The 23469-nt window shown below is 71.3% G+C and carries 26 protein-coding genes; 16 read left to right on the top strand and 10 right to left on the bottom strand.

Going from position 1 to position 23469, the window contains the following annotated elements; genetic code table 11:
- Nucleotides 1-12: 12 nt before the first annotated feature.
- Nucleotides 13-1065 carry a sugar phosphate isomerase/epimerase family protein gene (locus FQY79_RS01300; RefSeq protein WP_146310026.1) on the bottom strand — a complete coding sequence of 351 codons (1053 nt, stop codon included), beginning with the start codon at nucleotides 1063-1065 and terminating at the stop codon, nucleotides 13-15.
- A 93-nt stretch (nucleotides 1066-1158) separates the two neighbouring features.
- Here FQY79_RS01300 and FQY79_RS01295 point away from each other — a divergent pair, with 93 nt between their 5' ends.
- The 3 genes from FQY79_RS01295 (at nucleotide 1159) to FQY79_RS01285 (ending at nucleotide 4560) form a co-directional block, all read left to right on the top strand.
- Nucleotides 1159-2268, top strand: a complete 1110-nt coding sequence (locus tag FQY79_RS01295) for a LacI family DNA-binding transcriptional regulator (protein WP_146310024.1) — start codon at nucleotides 1159-1161, stop codon at nucleotides 2266-2268.
- A gap of 33 nt (nucleotides 2269-2301) precedes the next feature.
- Complete coding sequence (locus FQY79_RS01290) at nucleotides 2302-3822, top strand: fumarate hydratase (protein ID WP_146310022.1); 1521 nt, start codon at nucleotides 2302-2304, stop codon at nucleotides 3820-3822.
- 102 nt (nucleotides 3823-3924) lie between these two features.
- Nucleotides 3925-4560: a glutathione S-transferase family protein gene (locus FQY79_RS01285; protein ID WP_146310020.1), complete on the top strand. Its 636-nt coding sequence runs from the start codon at nucleotides 3925-3927 to the stop codon at nucleotides 4558-4560.
- Between the two features lie 20 nt (nucleotides 4561-4580).
- Here FQY79_RS01285 and FQY79_RS01280 read toward each other — a convergent pair whose 3' ends face one another.
- The 6 genes from FQY79_RS01280 to FQY79_RS01255 form a co-directional block, all read right to left on the bottom strand.
- Entirely contained in the window at nucleotides 4581-5846 is a 1266-nt protein-coding gene (locus FQY79_RS01280) for a phospholipase D-like domain-containing protein (RefSeq protein WP_146310018.1), read from the bottom strand.
- Between the two features lie 162 nt (nucleotides 5847-6008).
- Nucleotides 6009-7172, bottom strand: a complete 1164-nt coding sequence (locus FQY79_RS01275; protein WP_027071794.1) for a phospholipase A — start codon at nucleotides 7170-7172, stop codon at nucleotides 6009-6011.
- Nucleotides 7169-8356 (bottom strand): mechanosensitive ion channel family protein, encoded by a 1188-nt coding sequence (locus FQY79_RS01270; RefSeq protein WP_146310016.1) that lies wholly within the window; start codon nucleotides 8354-8356, stop codon nucleotides 7169-7171. Before FQY79_RS01270 ends, FQY79_RS01275 begins: the two co-directional genes overlap by 4 nt.
- 56 nt (nucleotides 8357-8412) lie before the next feature.
- Nucleotides 8413-8916 (bottom strand): DUF456 domain-containing protein, encoded by a 504-nt coding sequence (locus FQY79_RS01265; protein ID WP_027071793.1) that lies wholly within the window; start codon nucleotides 8914-8916, stop codon nucleotides 8413-8415.
- Nucleotides 8917-9087: 171 nt separating this feature from the next.
- Complete coding sequence (locus tag FQY79_RS01260) at nucleotides 9088-9564, bottom strand: glycine zipper 2TM domain-containing protein (protein ID WP_425463162.1); 477 nt, start codon at nucleotides 9562-9564, stop codon at nucleotides 9088-9090.
- A gap of 153 nt (nucleotides 9565-9717) precedes the next feature.
- On the bottom strand, nucleotides 9718-10197 hold the full coding sequence (locus tag FQY79_RS01255) for a cytochrome c (RefSeq protein ID WP_051322762.1): 480 nt from the start codon (nucleotides 10195-10197) through the stop codon (nucleotides 9718-9720).
- 60 nt (nucleotides 10198-10257) lie between these two features.
- On the opposite strand from FQY79_RS01255, the gene FQY79_RS01250 reads away from it, so the two are divergent.
- Nucleotides 10258-11052 carry a tRNA threonylcarbamoyladenosine dehydratase gene (locus tag FQY79_RS01250; protein ID WP_146310014.1) on the top strand — a complete coding sequence of 265 codons (795 nt, stop codon included), beginning with the start codon at nucleotides 10258-10260 and terminating at the stop codon, nucleotides 11050-11052.
- 12 nt (nucleotides 11053-11064) lie between these two features.
- Here FQY79_RS01250 and FQY79_RS01245 read toward each other — a convergent pair whose 3' ends face one another.
- Together FQY79_RS01245 and FQY79_RS01240 are read right to left on the bottom strand one after the other, a co-directional pair.
- Nucleotides 11065-11832 (bottom strand): TatD family hydrolase, encoded by a 768-nt coding sequence (locus FQY79_RS01245; protein ID WP_146310012.1) that lies wholly within the window; start codon nucleotides 11830-11832, stop codon nucleotides 11065-11067.
- Between the two features lie 18 nt (nucleotides 11833-11850).
- Nucleotides 11851-12078, bottom strand: coding sequence for a DUF6116 family protein (locus FQY79_RS01240; protein ID WP_146310010.1), 228 nt, complete (start codon nucleotides 12076-12078; stop codon nucleotides 11851-11853).
- 168 nt (nucleotides 12079-12246) lie between these two features.
- Between FQY79_RS01240 and FQY79_RS01235 the strand changes: the two genes are divergently transcribed.
- The 5 genes from FQY79_RS01235 to FQY79_RS01215 all read left to right on the top strand — a co-directional run bounded on the left by FQY79_RS01235 (nucleotide 12247) and on the right by FQY79_RS01215 (nucleotide 18024).
- The gene (locus FQY79_RS01235) at nucleotides 12247-13029 is read left to right on the top strand and encodes a glycine zipper 2TM domain-containing protein (RefSeq protein ID WP_281289275.1); all 783 of its coding nucleotides are present in this window, start codon (nucleotides 12247-12249) and stop codon (nucleotides 13027-13029) included.
- Nucleotides 13030-13254: 225 nt separating this feature from the next.
- A complete protein-coding gene (locus FQY79_RS01230) occupies nucleotides 13255-14418 on the top strand; it encodes an acyl-CoA dehydrogenase family protein (RefSeq protein WP_146310008.1) in 1164 nt (387 codons plus the stop codon).
- Between the two features lie 76 nt (nucleotides 14419-14494).
- Nucleotides 14495-15046 carry a GNAT family N-acetyltransferase gene (locus FQY79_RS01225; RefSeq protein WP_027071785.1) on the top strand — a complete coding sequence of 184 codons (552 nt, stop codon included), beginning with the start codon at nucleotides 14495-14497 and terminating at the stop codon, nucleotides 15044-15046.
- A complete protein-coding gene (locus FQY79_RS01220; protein ID WP_146310006.1) occupies nucleotides 15043-15732 on the top strand; it encodes a glutathione S-transferase family protein in 690 nt (229 codons plus the stop codon). The genes FQY79_RS01225 and FQY79_RS01220 overlap by 4 nt, the downstream gene beginning before the upstream one ends.
- A gap of 9 nt (nucleotides 15733-15741) precedes the next feature.
- On the top strand, nucleotides 15742-18024 hold the full coding sequence (locus tag FQY79_RS01215; RefSeq protein ID WP_146310004.1) for a thiamine pyrophosphate-dependent enzyme: 2283 nt from the start codon (nucleotides 15742-15744) through the stop codon (nucleotides 18022-18024).
- Between the two features lie 18 nt (nucleotides 18025-18042).
- Here the strand turns inward: FQY79_RS01215 and ygfZ are convergent, their stop codons facing one another.
- The gene (ygfZ, locus tag FQY79_RS01210) at nucleotides 18043-18909 is read right to left on the bottom strand and encodes a CAF17-like 4Fe-4S cluster assembly/insertion protein YgfZ (protein ID WP_146310002.1); all 867 of its coding nucleotides are present in this window, start codon (nucleotides 18907-18909) and stop codon (nucleotides 18043-18045) included.
- Here ygfZ and FQY79_RS15835 point away from each other — a divergent pair.
- From FQY79_RS15835 to FQY79_RS01175, 7 genes are all read left to right on the top strand, one after another.
- Complete coding sequence (locus tag FQY79_RS15835; protein WP_342778989.1) at nucleotides 18800-19126, top strand: DUF1674 domain-containing protein; 327 nt, start codon at nucleotides 18800-18802, stop codon at nucleotides 19124-19126. The two genes, ygfZ and FQY79_RS15835, sit on opposite strands and share 110 nt — an antisense overlap.
- A 76-nt stretch (nucleotides 19127-19202) precedes the next feature.
- On the top strand, nucleotides 19203-19598 hold the full coding sequence (gene sdhC / locus FQY79_RS01200; RefSeq protein ID WP_027071782.1) for a succinate dehydrogenase, cytochrome b556 subunit: 396 nt from the start codon (nucleotides 19203-19205) through the stop codon (nucleotides 19596-19598).
- Nucleotides 19595-20005, top strand: a complete 411-nt coding sequence (gene sdhD, locus FQY79_RS01195; protein ID WP_232221161.1) for a succinate dehydrogenase, hydrophobic membrane anchor protein — start codon at nucleotides 19595-19597, stop codon at nucleotides 20003-20005. The genes sdhC and sdhD overlap by 4 nt, the downstream gene beginning before the upstream one ends.
- 7 nt (nucleotides 20006-20012) lie before the next feature.
- Nucleotides 20013-21803, top strand: a complete 1791-nt coding sequence (gene sdhA / locus FQY79_RS01190; protein WP_146310000.1) for a succinate dehydrogenase flavoprotein subunit — start codon at nucleotides 20013-20015, stop codon at nucleotides 21801-21803.
- A gap of 14 nt (nucleotides 21804-21817) precedes the next feature.
- Nucleotides 21818-22603: a succinate dehydrogenase iron-sulfur subunit gene (locus FQY79_RS01185; protein WP_146309998.1), complete on the top strand. Its 786-nt coding sequence runs from the start codon at nucleotides 21818-21820 to the stop codon at nucleotides 22601-22603.
- A 103-nt stretch (nucleotides 22604-22706) separates the two neighbouring features.
- Nucleotides 22707-22967, top strand: coding sequence for an FAD assembly factor SdhE (locus FQY79_RS01180; RefSeq protein ID WP_146309996.1), 261 nt, complete (start codon nucleotides 22707-22709; stop codon nucleotides 22965-22967).
- Nucleotides 22933-23382, top strand: coding sequence for a hypothetical protein (locus FQY79_RS01175; RefSeq protein ID WP_246122963.1), 450 nt, complete (start codon nucleotides 22933-22935; stop codon nucleotides 23380-23382). Before FQY79_RS01180 ends, FQY79_RS01175 begins: the two co-directional genes overlap by 35 nt.
- The last annotated feature ends 87 nt before the right edge of the window (nucleotides 23383-23469 follow it).

Genomic DNA, 23469 nt, shown 5'->3' with positions numbered 1-23469 from the left:
GGCGGCGTTGATTCAAAGCCCCAGCATGCCGCGCAGCGCCTGCCGGTCGGCGCCGCTGCCGGCGAAGTCGTCGAATGCCTGTCCGGTCACGCGGATCAGGTGTTCGCGGACGAAGGCTGCACCCTCGCGCGCGCCGTCCTCCGGGTGTTTGAGGCAGCACTCCCACTCCACGACCGCCCAGCCCGGGAAGTCGTACTGGGCCAGCTTGGAGAAGACCGCCTTGAAGTCGATCTGGCCGTCGCCCAGCGAGCGGAAGCGCCCGGGCCGGTCGATCCAGTCCTGGTAGCCACCGTAGACTCCGCTGCGCGCATCGGCGCGGTACTCGGCGTCCTTGACGTGGAACATGCCGATGCGCTCGTGGTAGCGGTCGATGAAGCCCAGGTAGTCCATCTGCTGCAGCAGCAGGTGGCTGGGGTCGTAGAGGATCTTGGCCCGCGGGTGGTGGTCGACCGCGTCGAGGAAGCGCTCGAAGGTGGCGCCGTCGTGCAGGTCCTCGCCGGGGTGGATCTCGTAGCACAGGTCCACCCCGCACTCCTCGAAGGCGTCGAGGATCGGGCGCCAGCGGCGGCCCAGCTCGGCGAAGGCTTCATCGACCAGCCCGGCCGGGCGCTGCGGCCAGGGATAGAAGTAGGGCCAGGCCAGGGCGCCGGAGAAGGTGGCGTGGGCGCTGAGGCCCAAGCGCTGGCTGGCCCGGGCCGCCAGCTTCAGCTGTTGCACCGCCCAGGCCTGGCGCGCGGCCGGGTTGCCGCGCCTGGCTTCGGGGGCGAAGCCGTCGAACAGGGCGTCGTAGGCCGGGTGCACGGCCACCAGCTGGCCCTGCAGGTGGGTGGACAGCTCGGTGATCCGGACCCCGTGCGCGGCCAGCATGCCGGTCACCTCGTCGCAGTAGTCCTGGCTCTGCGCGGCCCGTTCCAGGTCGAAGATACGGGCCACGCTGGTCGGCACCTGCACGCCGCGGTAGCCGAGTCCGGCGGCCCAGGCGGCCATCGTGTCGAGGCGATCGAACGGGGCTTCGTCGCCGATGAACTGCGCCAGGAACAGCGCCGGGCCCTGGAGTGTCCGCATGCGATCCGCCCACGATGCAATCGATTGCATCATCCTAGCATGCGATGATCGGAGGAGGCGTTGTGCACTGCAGGGAGCGGCCGGACAGGATCGATGGCAACCATCTATGACATCGCCAGGCACGTCGGCGTCTCGGCCGGCACGGTGTCGCGCGCGCTGTCGCGGCCGGAGAAGGTCCTGCCGGCGACCCGCGAGCGCATCGAGCAGGCCGCCGCCGCGCTGGGCTATGTGCCCAACGCAGTGGCCAGGACCCTCAAGACCCAGCGCAGCGGCCGGATCCTGATCACGGTCCCGGACATCGGCAACCCGTTTTTTGCCCGGATCCTCAAGGGCGCCGAGGAGGCCGCACAGGCGGCCGGCTACGCCGTCCTGCTCGGCGACACCCAGCACCAGCCCGAGCGCGAGGAGCGCTACGCGCAGATGCTGCCGCGCAACGAGGCCGACGGCATGATCGTCCTGGGACACCGGCTGCCGCCGACGGCGCGGGCGATCGTCGGCCGCCGCGGGCCGGGCGCCCCGGTGGTCAACGGCTGCGAATTCGACCCGGCCCTGGGTATCCCCAGCGTCCACATCGACAACGCCGCGGCGGCGCGCGCCGCGATGGAGCACCTGTACGGGCTGGGGCACCGGCGCGTCGCGGTGGTGGGCGGGCCGCCCGACAATCCCCTGCACCGGCAGCGGCTGGAGGGCGCCCGCGCCGCGGCCCGCGCGCACGCTTGCCTGCACGAGCTGGTGGTCGCGCCGGGCGACTTCTCGGTGGAGTCCGGCCATGTCGCCGCCACGGCCCTGCTGGACCCGGCGCCGGTGGCCACCGCGGCGTTCTGCTTCAGCGACCAGATGGCGCTGGGCATGCTGGCCGCGTGCAGGGAGCGGGGCATCCGGGTGCCCGAGGACTTCTCGATCGTCGGTTTCGACGACCTGGCCTCCTCGCGCTACCTGAGCCCGCCGCTGACCACCATCAGCCAGCCCATGCACGAGATCGGCGCGCGTGCCGTCAAGCTGCTGCTCGCGATCCTCGATGCGTCCGAAGTGCCGTACCAGCAGACCCTGGACTTCCGCCTGGTGGTGCGCGGCTCGACCGCGTCGCCTGCCGGCCGTGCCGACGCCCGGCGCCGCGCGTCGTCGCCGGCATCCGGGCGGCGGAACGCTTCGATCCGCGCCAGGCCCGGCGGCGGGGGCGGCCGGGGGACGCCGCGCGGCTAAAATGGGCGTTTCCCCGCCATCCGCGAGCCAGCCGTGACCGTCATCAAGCAGGACGACCTGATCCAGTCGATCGCCGACGCGCTCCAGTACATCAGCTACTACCACCCGGTCGACTACATCCGCAACCTCGCCGCCGCGTACGAGCGCGAGGAATCCCCGGCGGCCAGGGACGCGATGGCGCAGATCCTGATCAACTCGCGCATGTGCGCCGAAGGGCATCGTCCGATCTGCCAGGACACCGGCATCGTCACCGTGTTCCTGGAAGTGGGCATGGACGTGCGCTGGGAGGGCTTCACCGGCTCGATCGAGGACGCGATCAACGAAGGCGTGCGCCGCGCCTACAACCATCCGGACAACAAGCTGCGCGCCTCGGTGCTGGCCGATCCGGCCGGCAAGCGCCTCAACACGCGCGACAACACGCCGGCCGTGGTGAACGTGAAGATCGTCGCCGGCGACAAGGTCGACGTGACCGTCGCCGCCAAGGGCGGCGGTTCGGAGGCGAAATCGAAGTTCGCCATGCTCAATCCGTCCGACTCCATCGTCGAGTGGGTGCTCAAGACCGTGCCGACCATGGGCGCCGGCTGGTGCCCGCCGGGCATGCTCGGCATCGGCATCGGCGGCACCGCCGAGAAGGCGATGCTGCTGGCCAAGGAAGCGCTGATGGAGCCGATCGACATCCAGGACCTGGTCGCCCGCGGCCCGTCCAACCGGATCGAGGAGCTGCGCCTGGAACTGTACGAGAAGGTCAACGCGCTGGGCATCGGCGCCCAGGGCCTGGGCGGCCTGACCACGGTGCTGGACATCAAGATCAAGGACTACCCGACCCACGCGGCCAACCTGCCGGTGGCCATGATCCCCAACTGCGCCGCCACCCGCCACGCCCACTTCACCCTCGACGGCAGCGGCCCGGTGGCGCTCGACCCGCCCTCGCTGGAGGACTGGCCGAAGCTGACCTACAGCCCGCAGAACGCGCGGCGCGTGGACCTGGACACGGTCACCCGCGAGGAAGTGGCGGGCTGGAAGCCGGGCGAGGTGCTGCTGCTCAACGGCAGGCTGCTGACCGGCCGCGACGCCGCGCACAAGCGCATGGTCGACATGCTGGGCCGCGGCGAGACGCTGCCGGTGGACTTCACCAACCGCTTCATCTACTACGTCGGCCCGGTCGATCCGGTGCAGGGCGAGGTCGTCGGCCCGGCCGGCCCGACCACCGCCACCCGCATGGACAAGTTCACCCGGCAGATGCTGGAGCAGACCGGCCTGCTGGGCATGGTCGGCAAGGCCGAGCGCGGCCAGGCGGCGATCGATGCGATCCGCGACAACAAGGCGGTGTACCTGATGGCGGTCGGCGGCTCGGCCTACCTGGTCTCCAAGGCGATCCGCGCCAGCCGCGTGGTCGCGTTCGAGGACCTGGGCATGGAGGCGATCTACGAGTTCGAGGTCAAGGACATGCCGGTCACCGTGGCGGTGGATGCCAGCGGCGAGTCGGTGCACCGCAGCGGCCCGCGCCAGTGGCAGGCACGGATCGGCAAGATCCCGGTGGTGGAAATCGCCTGATCGGCGCGTGCGGGGCCGGCCGGTTCCGCGCCCACCCTCCGGGACATGCGGCGACCGCGGCACGGGTTCATACTCGGCCGCTCCTTTCCGGCGAGATCCCGCATGTCCACCATCCTCTACGGATCCAGGAGCACCGCCTCGCTGGTGGTGCACTGGCTGCTGGTCGAACTCGGCGTGCCGCACGAGCTGCGCCTGCTTGACTTCGACCGTGGCGAACAGAAGTCGCCGGAGTACCTCGCGATCAATCCGCAGGGCAGGGTGCCCACCCTGGTCATGGACGGCCTGGTGCTGACCGAATCGGTGGCGATCGCCATGCACCTGGCCGACCTGCACCCCGGGGCCGGCCTGGCGCCGCCCGCCGGCACGCCGGAGCGCGGCGCCTGGTACCGCTGGATGCTGTTCTGCGCCTACACCCTGATGCCGGCGTACCGCCGCTGGTTCTATCCGCACGAACCGGCCGGCGAGGACCAGGTGGCGGCGGTGCAGGCCAGGGCGATGGCGGAGATCGAAGCGGCCTGGCAGCAGGTCGACGCGCACCTGGCGGCCAACGGGCCGTACCTGCTGGGCGCCCGGCGCAGCGCCGCCGACTTCGTGCTCACCATGCTGATGCGCTGGTCGCGCAACATGCCACGGCCCACCGATACCTGGCCGGCGCTCGCGGCGCATGCGTCGCGGATGAAGGCGCTGCCCTCGTTCGCCGAGGTCTACCGGCGCGAAGGACTGACCGACTGGACCTGAGCGGCGGCCGTGGCCGGCGCTTACAGCTGCGAGCGCAGCGGGCGCACCACGGCCTCCGCGAAGCGTTCCCTGGCCGTGCGGGCGTTCCAGTCGTCCAGGGTGTAGCGGGTCGACCTCGCAAGATCCTCCTCGAACACGCGGGTCATCGCTTCGGCGAATCCGCGGTCGTACACGTTGAGGCTGGCCTCGTCGTTGAGCCGGAACGAGCGGATGTCGAAGTTGGTCGACCCCACCGACACCAGCTCCTCGTCCACGACCAGCAGCTTCACGTGGATCATGGTCGGCTGGTAGATGTGGATTCCGACGCCGCCCTCGAGCAGCGGCCCCCACGAGGCGCGGGAACTCAGGCGCACGGTTTCCGAATCGATGTGCGGCCCGGGCAGCAGCACGCGCACGCGGACCCCGCGCTGGCGCGCCGCCAGCAGCGCCTGGGCGATCAGGTGGTCGGGCACGAAGTAGGCCGCGCACAGGTCGATGCTGCGCACCGCGGCCGCCACCGCCTGCAGGTACATCAGGTGCATGCTTTCGCTGCCGCCGGCGGGCGAGGCGATGAACAGGTGCGCGTCCATGTCGCCGGCGCGCTCCAGCGGTGGGAAGTGGTCGGGTCCGTTGAGCAGTTCGCCGGTGGTCTTGATCCAGTTGTCGTTGAAGGCCGACTGCAGCTGCGCCACCACCGGGCCCTCGACCCGGAAATGGGTCTCGCGCCAGTGGTCGGGATCCTGGGCATGGCCGCTCCACTGGTCGGCGATGCCGACGCCGCCGGTAAAGCCGACCCGGCCGTCCACCACCAGCAGCTTGCGGTGGGTCCGGTTGTTGAGCCGGCCCAGGTTGTACCAGCGCAACGGGCGGTAATGTTCCACCCGCACCCCGGCGTCCTGCATCGTCCCGAGCAGGTCGTCGTCCATGCGGATGCTGCCGGCCCAGTCCACCACCAGGTGCACGGCCACGCCGGCGCGGGCGCGTTCGCACAGCGCGTCGGCGAACGTCTGGCCGGTGTCGCCAGACCAGTAGATGTAGGTCTCCATGTTGATCGTGCGCCGCGCGCCGCGGATCGCCTCGAGCATCGCCGGGAAGATCTGGTCGCCGTTCTGGAACGCGGTGACCCGGTTGCCCGGCGCGATCGCCGGACCCAGCAGCACCGACATCTCGCGCCGGAACTGCGGGTCGGCCACGGCGTGGCGGTGCACGACCTTGCGGTCGATCTTCTTTTCGGGCGTGGCGAAGTTCATCGCCAGCACCACGGCAAGGACCGTGAGCACGACGGTCACGGCGATGGTCCAGAACATGGGGCTCCGGGCAGGGCGCGGGAGGATGCCCCGGCAGTCTGCGGCCCCGCCCCTCTCGGCCGCGTGAAACCCCAGACCCCCGCTGTAGGAGCGGCTTCAGCCGCGACCCTGGGAGCCGGCTGACATGGATGCGTGGCCCTTCGGTCGCGGCTCAAGCCGCTCCTACAGGCCCCAGCGCGGGTCGAACCACTCCTGCAGCGACACGCCCAGGCCGACGTAGGTCGCCTTGTGGTTGTAGTCGATCATGCTCTCGCCGTAGCCATGGAACAGCTGAAGCCGGCCGCGCATCGGCAGCGAACGGTGGATCGGGAAGCCCCAGTCGAACTGCAGCGCCCCGTGCGAGCGGTCCCCGCCGCGCAGCGAATGACGCGCCATCAGCGAGAACTCGTTGCGCCCGCGCACGTAGGTCAGCGTGGCGTCGCCACGTCCGATGTAGTCTTCGATGTCGGGGTTGTCGTCGTCGTCGCCGTCCGAGACGCGGATCCAGGGCCGCAGCATCAGCGCCCAGTTGTCGCGGTCCAGGCCGATGTTGAACATGATCCGGTTCCAGCTGCGCGACAGCGGCTCGCCGCGGCCGTTGGACTGGTGGTTGATTCCCACCGCCGCCATGCGCCCGCTCCAGCCCAGCAGGTGGTAGGCGTTGCGGAACACCAGCAGCACTTCCGGTTCGTAATTGGTCTCGCGGAACGGGCGCGACTGCTCGGCGTTGTACACCTGCCAGCGCGAGGACTGGGTGTAGCCGAGCCAGATGTCGCCGTTGTCGCCGAACAGGTTCTCGACCGCCTTGGTCTTGAAGCTGAGCTGGTACTTGGTCTCGAGCGCGTCGAGCTGCATCGGCTCGGTCACGGTGTTGCGCGGGTTCTCCGACGTGGGCATGTCGTTGACCCGCGAGGTCCAGAACGCCGGCATGAGGTACACCGGCTTGTAGACGCGGAAGTTGAAGATCCCGAGCTTGGAGTCGCGCGCCAGCTCCCAGCGGCTGTCGAGCAGCGAGCCGCGGCCGGCATTGGCCAGGGCACGGCCGATCGCCTCGTCCTGCACGAACAGGTCGTCGGTGCGGGCGTCAGGATCTCGCCCGGGCGCGGCTTCCGCGGCGGTGGTGGCCTGCAGCGCTTCCCGCGCGCGGGCGGCGGCCAGGTCGGCTTCCTCCGTGCTTTCGGCGGTGCGCTGGGCGAGCCGGTCGTAGCAGGCCAGGCGCGCGGCGGCGGCCTCGACCGCGGCGCAGCTGGCCAGGGTCGGCTCGGCGCCGCCTTCCTGGGCGGAGGCCGGCGCAGCGGCCGGAGCCAGCGCCAGCGCCAGGACGATTCGGAGCGTGGTGGTGTTCATCGGGGGTCGGATCCTGGTTCCAGGAGGTCGTCGCCGGCCTCGGCGGCCTGGCGGGCCTGGGCGAGCTGCTGGTCGATGTCGCGGTTGACCGAGGTGTCGGCGCCGGCCGAATGCGCCGGCTCGTGCAGTGCGGCGGCTCCGTCGCGCGCATCCTCGCGCGCCATGCGCACGTGGTACACGACGCGCGGCTGCTCGATCCCGGCGCGCGCGAAGGCGGCCTTGACCAGGCGGATCGCTTCGCTGCGCACCTTGCCCAGGTCGCTGTGGCGCTGGTCGACCCAGCCGAAGAACTGCAGCACGGTGCCGGTGGGGGCGAACTCCCGCACGCTCCAGGACGGACCGGGGTCGGACAGCAGTCCGTCGACGGTCCGGATCTGTTCCAGGGCCAGCGCCTGCGCCTGGCGGATCGACTGCGCCGGATCGATGGTCACGCTGAAGTCGAAGCGGCGCTTGGGGTTGCGGGTGTAGTTGAGGATGATGGCCTTGAACACCAGCGCGTTGGGCAGCCGCAGTTCGTTTCCGTCCAGGGTCATGAGCATGGTGGCGCGCGAGTGCAGGGCGACCACCCGGCCCTCGTTGCCGTCGATCACCACCAGGTCGCCGGGCGAGAAGGGCTGGCGCAGGCTCAGCAGGATCCCGGCGATGTAGTTCTCGGCGATGTCCTTGAACGCAAAGCCCACCACCAGGCCAACCACGCCGGCCGAGCCGAGCACCGCGGTGACCAGCGCGGTGGCGTTGAGCAGGTCCAGCGCGATCAGGACGCCGCACAGGATGATGAAGCTGCGCACCACGTTGCGGATCAGCCCGTTCATGTACGGGTTGTGGGTGCGCAGGCGCAGCAGGTGCAGCCGGCGCGAGACGAAGCCGCCGATCCAGGCCGCCACCAGCACGATCACGATCGCGGCCAGCAGCAGCGGCAGGTTGGCCACCAGTTCGGCCAGGCGCGCGAGCACGCGATCGAAGGTTACGTCGAAGCGGCTGCGGACCTGTGCGCCGTCGGGAAGCCACTCCTCGGCGGGTGGGGCCGCGGGCGCCACGCCCCGCGCGTCGGCGGCGTGCGCAGGCCGAGCGTCCGGCGCCGTGGCGGGCGGCACGGCGTCGCGCGTCACCGCTGCGGCCGCCGGCACCGCGAGCGACAGCGCCACGAGGAGCAGAAGGCAGGGGGCCAGCAGGAAACGGCGCATCGGTGACGTTGGCGGCGACGGAGGCGGCAGTCTAGCGACGTCGGTTGACGTGCGCGTCAATCGGTGAACCAGGCGAGGGCGAAGATGCCGATCATCGCGAACGCGAGTGTCAGCTTCAGGACGATGCCGACGAAGAGCCCGAACCAGGTGCCGATGCCCACTTTCGTCGCCTGGCCGATGTCGCCGTGGCCGACGCCGCGGCGAGCCGCCAGTTCGCCGGCCACCGCGCCCACGAAGGGGCCGACGAATACGCCGACGAAGCCGAAGAACAGGCCGACGATGGTGCCCAGCAGGGCACCCGCCACCGCCAGCCGGCTGGCGCCCACCTTGCGTGCGCCCGCGGCCGAGGCGAGGAAGTCGATCCCGATCGAGACCAGGGTCAGGATCGCCAGCACCAGCAGGGTCCAGCCCCCGACCTGCTCGAAGCCGCCGGCCCAGGCCGCGACCAGCATCCCGAGGAAAACCAGCGGCAGGCCGGGGATGGCCGGCAACAGGATCCCCGCGAGGCCCAGCAGCACCAGCAACACGGCGACGGCGTACCAGATCGATTGTGCGTCCATGGTGGACTCCGGCGGCCGGACCGGGGCCGCGCTGCGGTCGATTGTGTCAGGCGGCTGCCACCTCCGCGAGCCTTGCCGCCAGGCTCCGCGGAGCGCACGCGAAAACGCCGCCGGGCGTGGCCGGCGGCGTTCTCAGGGGTGTCGCCGGAGCGGAGCCCGGCGCGCGGACGATCAGTACAGCCAGGCGCGGCCGTTCTGGACCCGCACGTACGACCCCTCGCGGATCCCGTCCAGGTTCGCCTGGTGGACGGTGGTCGTGCGACCGTCGTCCATGCGCACGTGGAGCGTGTACCCGCTGCGGTTGCCCTCGACCCGGTTCTGGATCGCGTTGCCGGCGACCGCGCCACCGGCGGCGCCCGCGGCGATGGCGACGTTGCGGCGACCTTCGCTGTCGGTATTGCGGCGCGCCAGCTCCTTGGCGGCGACTGCACCGACGATGCCGCCCAGCACCGGGCCGGCGACATTGGTGCCGCCGTCGGCGGAACCGGTTTCGATCGCCACCACCGTGCCGCAGTCGTAGCAGCGCGAACCGGACGGGACGGGCGTGGTGCCGTACCCCGACCCGTAGTTGGGCGAGGTGCTGGCGCAGCCGGCCAGCGCCAGGGCGGCCGCGGCGGCGATGCAGGTGGTGCGCATGCGGTTGTTCATCGGGGACTCCTCGCGTTCGTGTTCGGCGGCCGCCACGTGCGGCACGGCTCGGACACTAGGCGGGTCGCGGTGAACGCCGCGGCAACCGTGGCGGCCGCGCGCGGCGGCGCCGAGGCCGCCGTGCAGTCGCGGTTCAGCCGTGCGCAGGCGGCGTCAGCGGTAGTCCTGGTGGCATGCCTTGCAGGCTTCGCCCACCTTGGCTGCCGCCTGGCCGACGCCTTCGCAGCCGAGCGGGGGCGAGGCGAGCGCGGCATCGAGGGTGCCACGGAACTGCGCGGCGTGGCCGACGAAGCGCGCGTCGTCGCGCAGTTCCGGGAAGGCGCGTTCGAAGTCGTTGCCGAGGCTGCGCAGCGCCTGCAGGTGGGGCAGGGTGTCGGTGGGGCTGCAGCGGTTGGCCTCGGTGCTCGCGCGCAGCTGCGCGGTGTGCGCCGACAGCAGGTGCATGAGCGCCTCGGGGTAATGGTCGCGCCAGGTCTTGCGCCCTTCCAGGGTGCGCAGCAGCATCACCACGGCGACAATGCCCAGGACCAGCCCGAGCAGGAACACGAACAGGTAGCGGCCGGCGGCCGACGGCGGCTTGCGCGACGGGTTGGAGGCGGCAGGTGCAGGTCCGGGGCTGGGCGTGGTCGACATGGGGTCCTCCAAAGCGGGCGCGGCGACGATAGCATGCGCGCCGGCCGTTAGACTGGCCGGATGGATGCAAGCTGGAACGAGCGCTTCGCCGGGATCGACCGGCTCTACGGCAGCGGCGCGGTCGAGCGCCTGCGCGCCCGGCGGGTGGCGGTGGTCGGGCTGGGCGGCGTGGGGTCGTGGCTGGTCGAGGCGCTGGCGCGCAGCGCGGTCGGGCACCTGTCGCTGATCGATGCCGACGATCTGTGCCTGTCCAACACCAACCGCCAGCTGCCGGCGCTCGACGGCGGCTACGGCCGCAACAAGGCCGAGACCATGGCCGAGCGTTGCCGCGCGATCAGCCCGGCGATCTCGCTGGACGTGGTGCCGGCCTTCCTCACCCCCGGCAACCTGGGCGAGCTGCTCGACCGGCGCTTCGACCTGGTGCTCGACGCCTGCGACAGCTTCCGCAGCAAGGTCGAGCTCATCGCCTGGTGCCGGCGGCGCAAGCTCCCCGTGGTCACCGTCGGCGCCGCCGGCGGACGCACCGACCCGACCCTGGTACGGGTGCGCGACCTCTCGCGCACCGAGCACGACGCCCTGCTCGCGCTGATCCGCAAGAAGCTGCGTGCCGAGTTCAACTTCCCGAAGAGCCGCGACCGCTACTTCGGCGTGCCCGCGGTGTACTCGCTGGAGAACGTGAAGTACCCGCAGCCGGACGGATCGGTCTGCGGCATCCGTCCCGGGCTCGGGCCCGATGCCGCGCTCAAGCTGGACTGCGGCGCCGGCCTGGGCGCAGCCACGCACGTCACCGGCACGTTCGCGTTCGTGGCCGCGGGCAAGGCACTGGAGGTGCTGCTCAGGCCGCGCGCCGACTGAGCCGGGCGGGGCTCAGCGCGCGAGGCCGAACAGGCGCGCCGCGTTGGCGGCGGTCGCGCGCGCGACCTCCTCGCGCGGCTGGTCGCGCAGCGCCGCCACCGCGTCCAGGACCGCGGCCAGGCGCGCCGGCTCGTTGCGCTGGCCGCGGATGCCGGCGTCGGGCTGGTCGGGGGCGTCGGTTTCCAGCAGCAAGTGCTCCAGCGGCATGGTCGCCACCAGCCGGCGCAGGCGCCGGGCGCGCTCGTAGGTCACCGGCCCGCCGATCCCGAGCATGAAATCCAGCTTCCACAGCTGTCGTGCCTGTTCCTCGCTGCCCGACCAGCTGTGGATCACGCCGCGCAGGCCGCCGATGCGCCGCAGGCTGGCGATCACCGCGTCCACCGCGCGCCGCGCGTGCACGATCACGGGCAGGTCGAACTCGCGCGCCAGGCGCAGCTGGCCTTCGAAGCAGACCTGCTGCGCGGCGGGGTCGAGGCCTTCGACGTAGTAATCCAGGCCGCATTCGCCCACCGCCACGGGCCGTTCGCGTTCGAGCCAGCCGCGCAGGTCCTGCAGGTGTTCCGGGCGATGCGAGGCCAGGTACATCGGGTGCAGGCCGTAGGCGGGATGCAGCCCGTCCGCCATCCGGCACACCTCGCGCAGCCTGGGCCATTGCACGGCATCCACCGCCGGCACGACCTGCGTGCGCACGCCGGCCGCGCGCGCGCGATCGATGACCGCACCGCGGTCGGGATCGAACCCGGGGGCGTCGAGGTGGCAGTGGCTGTCGACCAGTTCCATCCGCGGCTCCGGCCCGGGTCAGCGTCGGTGGCGGGCCTGGCCGTCGATCGCGTCCGGCGGCGCCTTGCGCTGCTTCCAGTTCGCCAGCAGCAGCGTTCCCAACCCGAGCACGATCTCGTCGATGAAGGGCACCGGGTCGGGCCAGAGCACGCTGATGGCAAAGGCCAGCGCCGTGAGCTTGAACAGGGTGGGATAGCGCAGTCCGCGTGCCCAGCCGAGCAGGGGCAGCAGCAGGGGGTTGGCCATCACGTGCTCCGGGAATTCGGGATCCGGGTCACGCTAGCACGCGACGCGCGGCCGTGCGATTCATCGATCCGTCAGGTGGCCGGGAACTTTCCGGCTCTTGTTCAGCTTGGAAGTGATGGAATCTTGGCGAACGCACGAGGTGGGCATCCAGCCCGCAGGAGGAAACCCGTGAGCAAGAGCAATACCCTCGCAGTTGCGCTGGCTGCGCTGCTGGTCGGCGGCGTCGCCGTGGGTGCCTACCACAACAGCCGCGACCGGGCCTCCGAGGCCGGCTCCGTGCAGGAGGCGGCGGAAGAGACGGACAAGCTCGACTACGCCACGGTGGTCTCGGTGACCCCGGTCACGGAGAAGACCGAGCTGTACGCGACCGTGCTCGGCGCCGAGCCGGTGCACGAGACCACGACCTCGACCACGCCGCGCGAGGTGTGCCAGGACGTGGTGGTGCAGGAGCGCCTGCCCGAGCGCGACGGCAACGTCGGCGGCACCGTGGCCGGTGCCGTGGTGGGCGGCCTGGTCGGCAACCAGGTCGGTGGCGGCAAGGGCCGCAAGCTGGCCACCGTGGCCGGCGCCGCGGCCGGCGGTGTGATCGGCAACCGCATCGACCGCAACCACGTCGGCGGAAAGGTGGTCGAGCGGGTCGAGCGCCAGTGCCGCACGGTGCAGGATTCGTCGCAGTCCTCGCGCACCGTGGCCTGGAACGTCACCTACCGCAATCCGGACGGCACCACGGGCACCATGCGCACCGCCGACAAGCCCGGCGAGCGCATCGCGCTCGGCACCGAGGACCGGACCGTCGCCTACGACGTGACCTATCGCTACGACGGCGCCGAGCGCACCGTGCGCCTGGCCGAGGATCCGGGCGACCGCCTGCCGGTGCTCGACGGCCAGGTGCTGGCCAAGGTCTCGGACGCCGGGAGCGACGTGGCCTCCGCCGGCAGCAACCTCCAGTAAGAGCGGATTTGCCCGGCACGGCCGGGGCCGCTGGACACGGAACGCCGCGACCCGCAAGGGCCGCGGCGTTTCCGTTTGGTGCCGGTGGCAAGGTGTGCAGCGCTCCGGCAGCCACGTCGGGCGGGCGCCGGACAGCCCACGACGCTCCGTGCCATGGCCTTCGGCGGGGGGCGGCGCGGGTGCGTCGACGGCTATCATGTGCGGATTCCCAGGAGAGGTTTCCCCATGGCCCTGCATCCCCACGACCTGTACGACGTGCGATCCCTGCTGAGCGAGGAGGAGCGCGCGGTGCAGGACAGCGTTGCGCGCTTCACCGACGAGCGCGTGCTTCCGATCATCGGCGAGTGCTTCGACCAGGGCCGGTTCCCGGTCGAGCTGGTCCCGGAGATGGCGTCCCTCGGCCTGCTTGGCGCGACCCTGCCCGAGGAGTACGGCTGCGCCGGGCTCAATTCGGTGAGCTACGGCCTGATCTGCCAGGAACTCGAGCGCGGCGACAGCGGCCTGCGCAGCTTCGCCAGCGTGCAGTCCTCGCTGTGCATGTACCCGATCTACGCCTACGGCACCGAAGAGCAGAAGCGGCGCTGGCTGCCGGAGATGGCCGCGGGCAACGTGATCGGCTGCTTCGGCCTGACCGAGCCGCACGGCGGGTCCGACCCGGCCAACATGAAGACCCATGCCAGGAAGGACGGCGGCGACTGGGTGCTCAACGGGTCGAAGATGTGGATCACCAACGGCAACCTCGCCCACATCGCCATCGCCTGGGCGCAGACCGACGACGGCATCCAGGGTTTCATCGTGGAGACGGGGATGCCCGGCTTCACCGCGCAGGAGGTCAAGCACAAGATGAGCCTGCGCGCTTCGGTGACCAGCGCGCTGTTCTTCGACGGCGTGCGGGTGCCCGAGGCCAACCGTCTGCCGGGGGTGAAGGGGCTGAAGGGGCCGCTGGGCTGCCTTACCCAGGCCCGCTACGGCATCACCTGGGGCCCGATCGGCGCGGCCATCGCGTGCCTGGACGAGGCGCTGGCGTACTCCAGGGAGCGGATCCTGTTCGGCCGCCCGGTGGCCGCGACCCAGAGCGCGCAGGTCAAGATGGCCGACTGGGCCCGCCGCATCACCACCGCGCAGCTACTGAGCCTGCAGCTGGGCCGGCTCAAGGACGCGGGGAAGATGCAGCCGACCCAGGTGTCGCTGGCGAAGTGGAACAACTGCCGGATGGCGATCGACATCGCGCGCGAAGCGCGCGACCTGCTCGGCGGTGCAGGCATCACCACCGAGCACTGCCCGATCCGCCACGCGTTGAACATGGAATCGGTGATCACCTACGAGGGCACCGAAACGGTGCACCAGCTGGTGGTGGGCCGCGAGCTCACCGGCATCAACGCGTTCTGAGCATCGGCCCCGCGCGGCGCCGGCGCGGTTGCGGCCGTCCGGCGGCGCGCGCGATGCAACCGGCTCGGGAGAGGGCATGACGCTTCCTGACATCCGAATCGAGACCGAACGCCTGCTGCTGAGGCTGCCGCAGGCGGAGGACTTCGACCGCTTCGCCGAACTGGTCGGAGACCCGGTCGCGGCGCGCTACATCGGCGGGCACCTCCCGCGCGGCGCGGCCTGGCGCAAGTTCCTGCAGCAGCCGGGTGCGTGGGCGATCCAGGGCTTCGGCATGTTCTCCTTCATCGACCGCGACAGCGGACGCTGGCTGGGACAGGGCGGGCCCTGGCGCCCGGATGGCTGGCCCGGCAACGAGATCGGCTACATGCTCCACCCCGATGCCTGGGGCAAGGGCTACGCCACCGAGGGGCTGGCGGCTGCGATCGACTGGGCGCTCGGACACCTGGACTGGAACGAGTTCATCCACTGCATCGCGCCCGAGAACACCGCCTCGCAGAACGTGGCCCGCCGGCTGGGTTCCACCTACCGCGGCGAGGGCCGCCTGCCACCGCCGTTCCACGAGGCGCCGTGCGGGATCTGGGGCCAGACGCGCGCGCAGTGGCTGGCGAGGAAAGAGGGCGGGCGATGATCACGATCCACGGCACGTCCTGGTCCGGCAACTGCCACAAGCTGAAACTGCTGCTCTCCCAGCTCGGGCGCGGGCACCACTGGCGCGAGGTCGACCTGCTGGGCGGCGATACCCGCACGCCGGAATTCCTGGCGAAGAACCCCAACGGCAAGGTGCCGGTGCTCGAGCTCGGCGACGGCCGGGTGCTGGTGGAGTCGAACGCGATCCTGCACTGGCTGGCCGACGGCAGCCGGTTCCTGCCGTCCGATCCGTGGCAGCGTGCCCAGGCGCTGAGCTGGATGTTCTTCGAGCAGTACAGCCACGAGCCGTACATCGCGGTGGCGCGCTTCATCTGCGGCTGGGCGCCGCCCGACTCCCCGCGGCGGGCGGACCTGCCGCGGCTGCGCGAGCGCGGCCACCAGGCGCTGGCGGTGATGGAGCGGCACCTCGGCGGGCAGCGCTGGTTCACCGGGCAGGAGTACGGCATCGCCGACATCGCCCTGTTCGCCTACACCGCCGTCGCCGGCGACGGCGGCTTCGACCTTTCCGGCTACCCCGCGCTGCTGGATTGGCTGCAGCGCGTGCGGGCCACCCCCGGCTTCGTCGAGATGCCGCCGGCATCCGGGCAGGCACGCGAGTGGATCGCGCTGTCGATGCAGGCCGGCCGGCCCGGCCACGAAGATGACGGCGGGCGTGCCCGCCACTGACGAGATCCGATGTTCAACACCGTCCCCGATCCCATCCCCGCCCGCATGCGCGGCGTCAACCGCGCCGAAGTCTGCGACGCCAATTTCCAGGAGTTCGTGCGCGGCTGGCGCGGAACGCCCCGGCCCGCGCCGCGCGACGACGAACCCGTGCTTCCGGGCAGCGCACTGGACGCGCGCGGGTTCCGCGAACTGTTCGAATCGCAGCTGGTCAGCCGCCACCTCGACCTGATGGCGCGCGTGCTGCGCGTCCAGAACAAGGTCTTCTACACCATCGGATCGAGCGGCCACGAGGGCAACGCCATGGTGGCGCGCCTGGCCCGGCATACCGACCCGGCGTTCCTGCATTACCGCAGCGGCGCGTTCATGGCCGAGCGCTTCCGCAAGCTCCCGGGCATGGATCCGGTGATGGACTCGGCGCTCAGCTTCGCCGCCAGCGCCGAGGACCCGGCCTCCGGCGGCCGCCACAAGGTGTGGGGCAGCAAGCCGCTGTGGGTGCTGCCCCAGACCTCGACCATCGCCTCGCACCTTCCCAAGGCGTTCGGCACCGCGATCGCGATCGAGCAGGGCCGGCGGATCGGGCACGCCCTGCCGGTCCCCGAGGACAGCATCGTGCTGTGCTCGTTCGGCGACGCGTCCAGCAACCACGCGACCGCGCAGACCGCGTTCAACGCCGCGGCCTGGACCGCCTACCAGAAGCTGCCCGCGCCGGTGCTGTTCGTGTGCGAGGACAACGGCATCGGCATCTCGGTCAAGACCCCGGACGGCTGGGTGGCGCGCAACTTCGCGCACCGCCGGGACCTCGACTACTTCCAGGCCGACGGCCTCGACCTCGCCGCCGGCTACGCCGACGTGCAACGCGCGGTCGAGCATTGCCGCCGCACCCGCCGCCCGACCTTCCTGCACCTGCGCACCACCCGGATCATGGGCCACGCCGGCACCGACTTCGAGATCGAGTGGCGCAGCCTGGCCGAGCTGTGCGCGGTGGAGGCGACCGACCCGCTGCTGCGCTCGGCCGCGATCGCGCTCGAATCGGGGCTGTACACGCGCGAGCAGCTGCTGGACCAGTACGAGACGATCCGCGCACGCTGCTTCGCCGCGGCCGAGGAGGCCGACCGTCGCCCCAAGCTCACCTCGCTGGCCGAGGTGGTGGCGCCGCTGGCGCCGTACACGCCGGACGCGGTGCGGGCCGAAGCCAGGCGCGCGCCCGGGCCGGCGGCGCGCGTGCAGGCGTTCGGCAGCGAGGCGAAGCTGCCCGAGCGGCTGGGGCGCAGGCACCTGGCGCTGCAGATCAACGCCGCGCTGCACGACCTCTTCGCCAAGTACCCCGAAGCGCTGCTGTTCGGCGAGGACGTGGCCCAGAAGGGCGGCGTGTACACCATCACCAAGGGCCTGTACCGCGCGTTCGGCCCGCGGCGCGTGTTCAACACCCTGCTCGACGAGACCATCATCCTGGGCCTCGCCCAGGGCTACGCCAACATGGGCCTGCTGCCGCTGCCCGAGATCCAGTACCTGGCCTACTTCCACAACGCCTGCGACCAGATCCGCGGCGAAGCGGCGAGCCTGCAGTTCTTCAGCAACGGCCAGTACCGCAACCCGATGGTGATGCGGATCGCCTCGCTCGGCTACCAGCGCGGCTTCGGCGGCCACTTCCACAACGACAACTCGATCACCGCGCTGCGCGACATCCCGGGCCTGGTGGTCGGGTGCCCGAGCCGCGGCGACGACGCGGCGACGATGCTGCGCACGCTGATGGCGCTGGCGAAGGTGGACGGGCGGGTGTGCGCGTTCCTCGAGCCGATCGCGCTGTACATGACCAAGGACCTGCACGAGCCCGGCGACGGCGGCTGGCTCACAGAGTACCCCGCGCCCGACGTGGCGATGGATCTGGGCGAGGAGCGGGTCTACGACGCCGACGCCACCGACCTGGTGGTGTTCACCTTCGGCAACGGCGTGCCGATGAGCCTGCGCGCCGCGCGCACGATCCAGGCCCGCCACGGCTGGCGCGTGCGCGTGGTCGACCTGCGCTGGCTGGTGCCGCTCAACGAGGCGGCGATCGTGCGCCACGCGTCGGAATGCGCGCGCATCCTCGTCGTCGACGAGGGTCGCCGCAGCGCCGGGGTGGGCGAGGGCATCATCACCGCGATCGCGGAAGGCGGCTACCGCGCGCGGCCGTTCCGCCGCGTGGTCGGCGCCGACACGTTCACTCCGCTGGCGGGCGCGGCGTTCCTGGTGATCCCGTCGGAAGCCGACATCGTCGCCGCCGCCGACGCGCTGGCCGCCGACGGCGGCTGAGCGCGCCGGCGATCCGGGTCAGCGTGCCAGCCCGTCGAGCAGGGGCAGGGGCGTGCAGGCCACGCCCTGCACGTGGAACGGCCCGTCGCCGGCATCGAGCGGCATCACCGCCAGCGCCTGGTCGCCGGCCACGCTGACCACCTGCCCGAGCGCGCGCCCCGGCGCATCCACGGCGGCCACCGGGGCCACCGCCAGCGTCTGGTCGCCGGCCAGCCGCACCAGGCCGCGCTTGGCCTGGCCGAGGAAATGGGTGCGGGCCACGATCTCCTGGCCCGGGTAGCAGCCCTTGTGCACGCTGAAGGCCCGCAGCCGCTCCAGCGACAGCTGCTGCGGCGTCCACTGTTCCGCCTGGCCAGGCGCGAGCCGCGGCAGGCCGTGCGCGAGGTCCTCGCGCCGCCAGCGCGCCGCCTGCGCTTCGTCGGCCGGGACGGGCGAGGCCGCGATGCGCAGGGTTCGCGGGCCGCCGTCGCCGCCGAAGTCCAGTTCCAGGCCGCCACCGTCCACCGAACCCGAGGCTGCGGCGCCGCGGGCGGCCTCCGGCGCGGAGAACCGCCCGGCGAACGACCACCCGCCCTCGTGCGCGATCTCGACCCGGGTCCGGAACCGGAAGCGGGTGAGGGCGGCCACGAACGCTTCCGGGTCGGCGTCGGGCAGCAGCAACGCCAGGTCGCGCCCGTCCAGCGCCAGCAGCGCGAACAGCGCCACCAGCCGGCCCTTGGGCGTCAGCCAGCCGTTCCACTGCCAGCGGCCCGGCGCCAGGTCCGACAGGTCGCCCATGAACTGGGCCTGGGCGAACGCGGTCGCCTGCTCGCCGCGCAGCGTCACCGCCGACCAGCCGGGAAGCGCGAAACAGGTGGATCCGGAACCGCTTGTCTTGTCGGACATTGAACGGAGGCTTAAACTTGCGTGCGTGAAAGACGGTGACATCTTAGGCGATCAGCGTTCCGGACCGGTCACCGAGGGGAAGCCCCGGGACGCCGCGGATGCCGTGCCCGCCGACGATGCCGGCGAGCGGAAGCCGGTCGAATACGGCGGCCGCGACGGGCCGGATCCAACCCGGTACGGAGACTGGGAAAAGAACGGTCGCTGCATCGATTTCTGACCCCACCGCGGGCCCGCGCCTGGCCCGCAAGATCCAGCCACGCGGCTCGCGCCGCCAGCGAGGAGACCAGCCAGCAATGGCCAACCGCGAACGCCCACTGTCGCCCTTCATGCTCGGGCAGACGTACCGGTTCCAGCTCACGTCCTTCATGTCCATCCTCCACCGCATCACCGGGGTGGCGCTGGCGCTGGGCGGGATTTCCCTGGTGTGGTGGCTGATGTCGATCGCCATCGGCGGCGAGGCCTACGAATTCGCCTCGCGCCAGTGGGCCTCGCCGCTCGGCCTGGCCTTCCTGTTCGGCTTCACCCTGGCGCTGGTCTATCACCTGCTCAACGGCATCCGCCACCTGCTCTGGGACATGGGCTGGGGCTTCGAGCTGCCGAAGGTGTACGCCAGCGGCTACGCGGTGTTCGTGCTCGGCACGCTGATCACCGCGCTGATCTGGTTCTTCGGCATGAGGAGCGCAGCATGAGCGGCGGCCCCGAAACTTCCCGCGCGATGCCGTTCCGCACGCCGCTCAAGCGCGCGCGCGGGCTCGGCTCGGGCAAGTCCGGCACCAGCCACTTCTGGTACCAGCGGGTGACCGCGGTGGTGCTGGCACCGCTGGCGATCTGGTTCGTCGCGACCCTGGTGTCGCTGGTCGGCGCCGACCTGGAGACCGCGCGCGCGATCATTGCGCGACCGTGGAACACCATCATCTTCGCCGTGTTCCTGGTGACGATGTTCTGGCACGCCAAGCTCGGCCTGCAGATCGTGATCGAGGACTACGTGCACCAGCGCTGGCTCGAGATCACCGCGCACTTCCTCAACCACTTCCTCTGCGGGCTGGGCGCCATCGCCTCGCTGTATGCGATCGCCCGCATCGCCTTTGCCTCGTGAGCCCGCGATGACGTCCGCCTATCCGATCACCGAACACAAGTACGACATGATCGTCGTGGGGGCCGGCGGCGCCGGCCTGCGCGCGACCTTCGGCCTCGCCCAGAAGGGCCTCAAGACCGCCTGCATCACCAAGGTCTTCCCGACCCGCTCGCACACCGTCGCGGCGCAGGGCGGCATCTCCGCCGCGCTGGGCAACATGGGCGAGGACGACTGGCGCTTCCACTTCTACGACACCATCAAGGGGTCCGACTGGCTGGGCGACCAGGACGCCATCCAGTACATGTGCCGCGAGGCGATCCCCGCGATCATCGAGCTCGAGCACCAGGGCGTGCCGTTCTCGCGCACCGCCGAGGGCAAGATCTACCAGCGCCCGTTCGGCGGCATGACCACCCACTACGGCAAGGGCACCGCGCAGCGCACCTGCGCCGCGGCCGACCGCACCGGCCACGCGATCCTGCACACGCTCTACCAGCAGTCGCTGGCGCACCAGGCCGAGTTCTACATCGAGTACTTCGCGCTCGACCTGATCATGGACGAGGAGGGCGTGTGCCGCGGCGTGCTCGCGCTCGACATGGCCGAGGGCACCCTGCACCTGTTCCGCGCCCACGGCGTGGTGCTGGCGACCGGCGGCTACGGCCGCGCCTACTTCTCCGCGACCTCGGCCCATACCTGCACCGGCGACGGCGGCGGCATGGCGCTGCGCGCGGGGCTGGGCCTGCAGGACATGGAGTTCGTGCAGTTCCACCCGACCGGGATCTACGGCGCCGGCTGCCTGATCACCGAGGGCGTGCGCGGCGAGGGCGGCATCCTGCGCAACAGCAACGGCGAGCGCTTCATGGAGCGCTACGCGCCCAACGCCAAGGACCTGGCCTCGCGCGACGTCGTGAGCCGCTCGATGACGATGGAGATCCGCGAGGGCCGCGGCGTCGGCGAGCACAAGGACCACATCCACCTCGACCTGACCCACCTCGACCCGGCCGACATTCACAAGAAGCTGCCCGGCATTGCCGAGAGCGCGCGGATCTTCGCCGGGGTCGACGTCACCAGGCAGCCGATCCCGGTGATCCCGACCGTGCACTACAACATGGGCGGCATCCCGACCAACTACCACGGCGAGGTCGTGCAGCTCAGGGACGGCGACCCCGACGCCGTGGTCCCGGGCCTGTACGCCATCGGCGAGGCGGCCTGCGTGTCGGTGCACGGCGCCAACCGCCTGGGCTCCAACTCGCTGCTCGACCTGGTGGTGTTCGGGCGCGCGGTGGCCAACCGCTGCGCCGAGACGATCCGCCCCGGCCAGCCGCACAAGCGCCTGCCGGCCGACGCCCTGGACAAGTCGCTGGCCAACCTGGACCGCGTGCGCCACGCCAGCGGCGACACCCCGACTGCGGTCATCCGCGACCGCATGCAGCGTTCGATGCAGTCGCACGCGGCGGTGTTCCGGACCCAGGAGACGCTGGCCGAGGGTGTCGAGCAGATCCGCGAAATCCGGGACTCCTTCGCCGACGTGCGGGTGAGCGACCGCTCGCTGGTCTGGAACTCCGACCTGATCGAGACGCTCGAACTGCAGAACCTGCTGGGCCAGGCGCTGGTGACCATCGTGTCGGCCGAGAACCGCAAGGAATCGCGCGGCGCCCACGCGCGTGAGGACTACCCCGACCGCGACGACGAGAACTGGCAGAAGCACACGCTGTGCTGGCTGGACGAGGCGGGTAACACCCGCATCGACTACCGCCCGGTGCACATGTACACCCTCGACGACGAGGTCGAGGTCGTGCCGCCCGTCGCGCGCGTGTATTGAGGGATCACGGACCCATGGCTGAATTCACCCTCCCCAAGAACTCGAAGATCGGCAAGGGCCGCCACTTCAAGGCGCCCGCCGGGGCGACGCGCGTGCGCACCTTCAAGGTGTACCGCTGGAACCCGGACGACGGCCAGAACCCGCGCACCGACACCTACGAGGTCGACCTCGACAAGTGCGGGCCGATGGTCCTGGACGCGCTGATCAAGATCAAGAACGAGATCGACCCGACGCTGACCTTCCGCCGTTCCTGCCGCGAGGGCATCTGCGGCTCGTGCGCGATGAACATCGACGGGACCAACACCCTGGCCTGCACGCGCGCGATCGAGGACTGCAAGCAGGACGAGGTGCCGGTCTACCCGCTGCCGCACATGAGCGTGATCAAGGACCTGGTGCCGGACCTGACCCATTTCTACGCCCAGTACGCCTCGATCCGCCCCTGGCTGCGGACCCAGAGCGCGCCGCCGCCGGACCGCGAGCGGCTGCAGTCGCCGGCCGACCGCGACAAGCTCGACGGCCTGTACGAGTGCATCCTGTGCGCCTGCTGCAGCACCGCCTGCCCGAGCTACTGGTGGAACGGCGAGCGTTACCTGGGGCCGGCGATCCTGCTCCAGGCCCATCGCTGGATCGTGGACAGCCGCGACGAGGACACCGGCGCGCGGCTGGACGAACTCGAGGATCCGTTCAAGCTCTACCGCTGCCACACCATCATGAACTGCACCCGGACCTGCCCGAAGGGCCTGAATCCCGCCAAGGCGATCGGCGAGATCAAGCAGCTCATGCTGGCGCGGCATGGCTGAGGCCGCCGCGGCACGCAGGGCGGCGAAGCGCGCCGCGGGCGGCGTTGCGCGTGGTGTCCGTGGCTGAGGCGGCGTCGCCCGGGGACTGCACATGGGGGGCGCGATGAACGACCCCGCCGGCCAGGCCGAGCTGCGGCGCGTGCGCTGGCGCTGCCGGCGCGGCATGCGCGAACTCGACCAGCTGCTCGAACGCTGGCTCGACCGGGAATGGCCCACGGCCTCCGAGGCCGAACGCGGGGTTTTCCTACGCCTGCTGGACTGCGAGGACGATAGGCTCTGGCGCTGGTTCATGGGCTACGAGGCCGCCGATGACGCCGAACTCGACGCGCTTGTCCAGCGCATCCGCCAGTTGCCGCCGGGCTAGCGCCGCCTGCCGGGCCGAATGGCGTCCTTCGCGCTGGTTTCAGCGCGCGCTGGCGCTGCTGGCGGTGCTCGCGGCCACGTCCATCCTCGCCTCCGAAGCGCCGCGGCCGCTGGCGTGGCCGGCGGCGCTGGCCGCGCTGGCGCATGGCGCGCGGCTGTGCCTGCGCGAACGCGCCAGGCCGGCGCACAGCTTCGTCATCCGCGGGGCCGAGGTGCTGGTGGACGGCGCGCCGGTGGCCGGCTTCGAGCTGCGCTGGCGCGGGCCTCTGGCCTTCGCCGCGTGGCGCGACGGGGAAGGCCGGCGCCGGCGCGCCGCATGGTGGCCGGACACCCTTCCGCCGGCGTTGCGGCGTGAACTGCGACTGGCCGCGCCGCCACCGCCTGCTGCGCGCGGACGGGCATCGATGGCACCATAGCGCGCCACGCCCCGCCGGCCGTCCCTCCATGCCGAATCCCCTGCGAACGCTCCCCTGCATCGCCATCGCGTCCTGGGCCGCCCCCCG

The sequence above is a fragment of the Luteimonas wenzhouensis genome (assembly GCF_007859305.1).
Lineage (GTDB): Bacteria > Pseudomonadota > Gammaproteobacteria > Xanthomonadales > Xanthomonadaceae > Luteimonas > Luteimonas wenzhouensis.
This window is presented reverse-complemented; position numbering and strand designations above follow the sequence as displayed.

Bases quoted from the DNA above. Each gene is read 5' to 3' on its own strand.
- FQY79_RS01300 (WP_146310026.1), bottom strand. From the start codon at position 1,065: ATGCGGACACTCCAGGGCCCGGCGCTGTTCCTGGCGCAGTTCATCGGC.
- FQY79_RS01220 (WP_146310006.1), top strand. From the start codon at position 15,043: ATGATCACGATCCACGGCACGTCCTGGTCCGGCAACTGCCACAAGCTG.
- FQY79_RS01275 (WP_027071794.1), bottom strand. From the start codon at position 7,172: ATGAACACCACCACGCTCCGAATCGTCCTGGCGCTGGCGCTGGCTCCG.
- FQY79_RS01280 (WP_146310018.1), bottom strand. From the start codon at position 5,846: ATGTTCTGGACCATCGCCGTGACCGTCGTGCTCACGGTCCTTGCCGTG.
- FQY79_RS01240 (WP_146310010.1), bottom strand. From the start codon at position 12,078: ATGGCCAACCCCCTGCTGCTGCCCCTGCTCGGCTGGGCACGCGGACTG.
- FQY79_RS01265 (WP_027071793.1), bottom strand. From the start codon at position 8,916: ATGGACGCACAATCGATCTGGTACGCCGTCGCCGTGTTGCTGGTGCTG.
- FQY79_RS01215 (WP_146310004.1), top strand. From the start codon at position 15,742: ATGTTCAACACCGTCCCCGATCCCATCCCCGCCCGCATGCGCGGCGTC.
- sdhC (WP_027071782.1), top strand. From the start codon at position 19,203: ATGGCCAACCGCGAACGCCCACTGTCGCCCTTCATGCTCGGGCAGACG.
- FQY79_RS01270 (WP_146310016.1), bottom strand. From the start codon at position 8,356: ATGCGCCGTTTCCTGCTGGCCCCCTGCCTTCTGCTCCTCGTGGCGCTG.
- FQY79_RS01255 (WP_051322762.1), bottom strand. From the start codon at position 10,197: ATGTCGACCACGCCCAGCCCCGGACCTGCACCTGCCGCCTCCAACCCG.
- FQY79_RS01260 (WP_425463162.1), bottom strand. From the start codon at position 9,564: ATGAACAACCGCATGCGCACCACCTGCATCGCCGCCGCGGCCGCCCTG.
- ygfZ (WP_146310002.1), bottom strand. From the start codon at position 18,909: ATGTCCGACAAGACAAGCGGTTCCGGATCCACCTGTTTCGCGCTTCCC.
- FQY79_RS01225 (WP_027071785.1), top strand. From the start codon at position 14,495: ATGACGCTTCCTGACATCCGAATCGAGACCGAACGCCTGCTGCTGAGG.
- FQY79_RS01230 (WP_146310008.1), top strand. From the start codon at position 13,255: ATGGCCCTGCATCCCCACGACCTGTACGACGTGCGATCCCTGCTGAGC.
- sdhD (WP_232221161.1), top strand. From the start codon at position 19,595: ATGAGCGGCGGCCCCGAAACTTCCCGCGCGATGCCGTTCCGCACGCCG.
- FQY79_RS01245 (WP_146310012.1), bottom strand. From the start codon at position 11,832: ATGGAACTGGTCGACAGCCACTGCCACCTCGACGCCCCCGGGTTCGAT.
- FQY79_RS15835 (WP_342778989.1), top strand. From the start codon at position 18,800: ATGAACTGGGCCTGGGCGAACGCGGTCGCCTGCTCGCCGCGCAGCGTC.
- FQY79_RS01185 (WP_146309998.1), top strand. From the start codon at position 21,818: ATGGCTGAATTCACCCTCCCCAAGAACTCGAAGATCGGCAAGGGCCGC.
- sdhA (WP_146310000.1), top strand. From the start codon at position 20,013: ATGACGTCCGCCTATCCGATCACCGAACACAAGTACGACATGATCGTC.
- FQY79_RS01250 (WP_146310014.1), top strand. From the start codon at position 10,258: ATGGATGCAAGCTGGAACGAGCGCTTCGCCGGGATCGACCGGCTCTAC.
- FQY79_RS01180 (WP_146309996.1), top strand. From the start codon at position 22,707: ATGAACGACCCCGCCGGCCAGGCCGAGCTGCGGCGCGTGCGCTGGCGC.
- FQY79_RS01285 (WP_146310020.1), top strand. From the start codon at position 3,925: ATGTCCACCATCCTCTACGGATCCAGGAGCACCGCCTCGCTGGTGGTG.
- FQY79_RS01295 (WP_146310024.1), top strand. From the start codon at position 1,159: ATGGCAACCATCTATGACATCGCCAGGCACGTCGGCGTCTCGGCCGGC.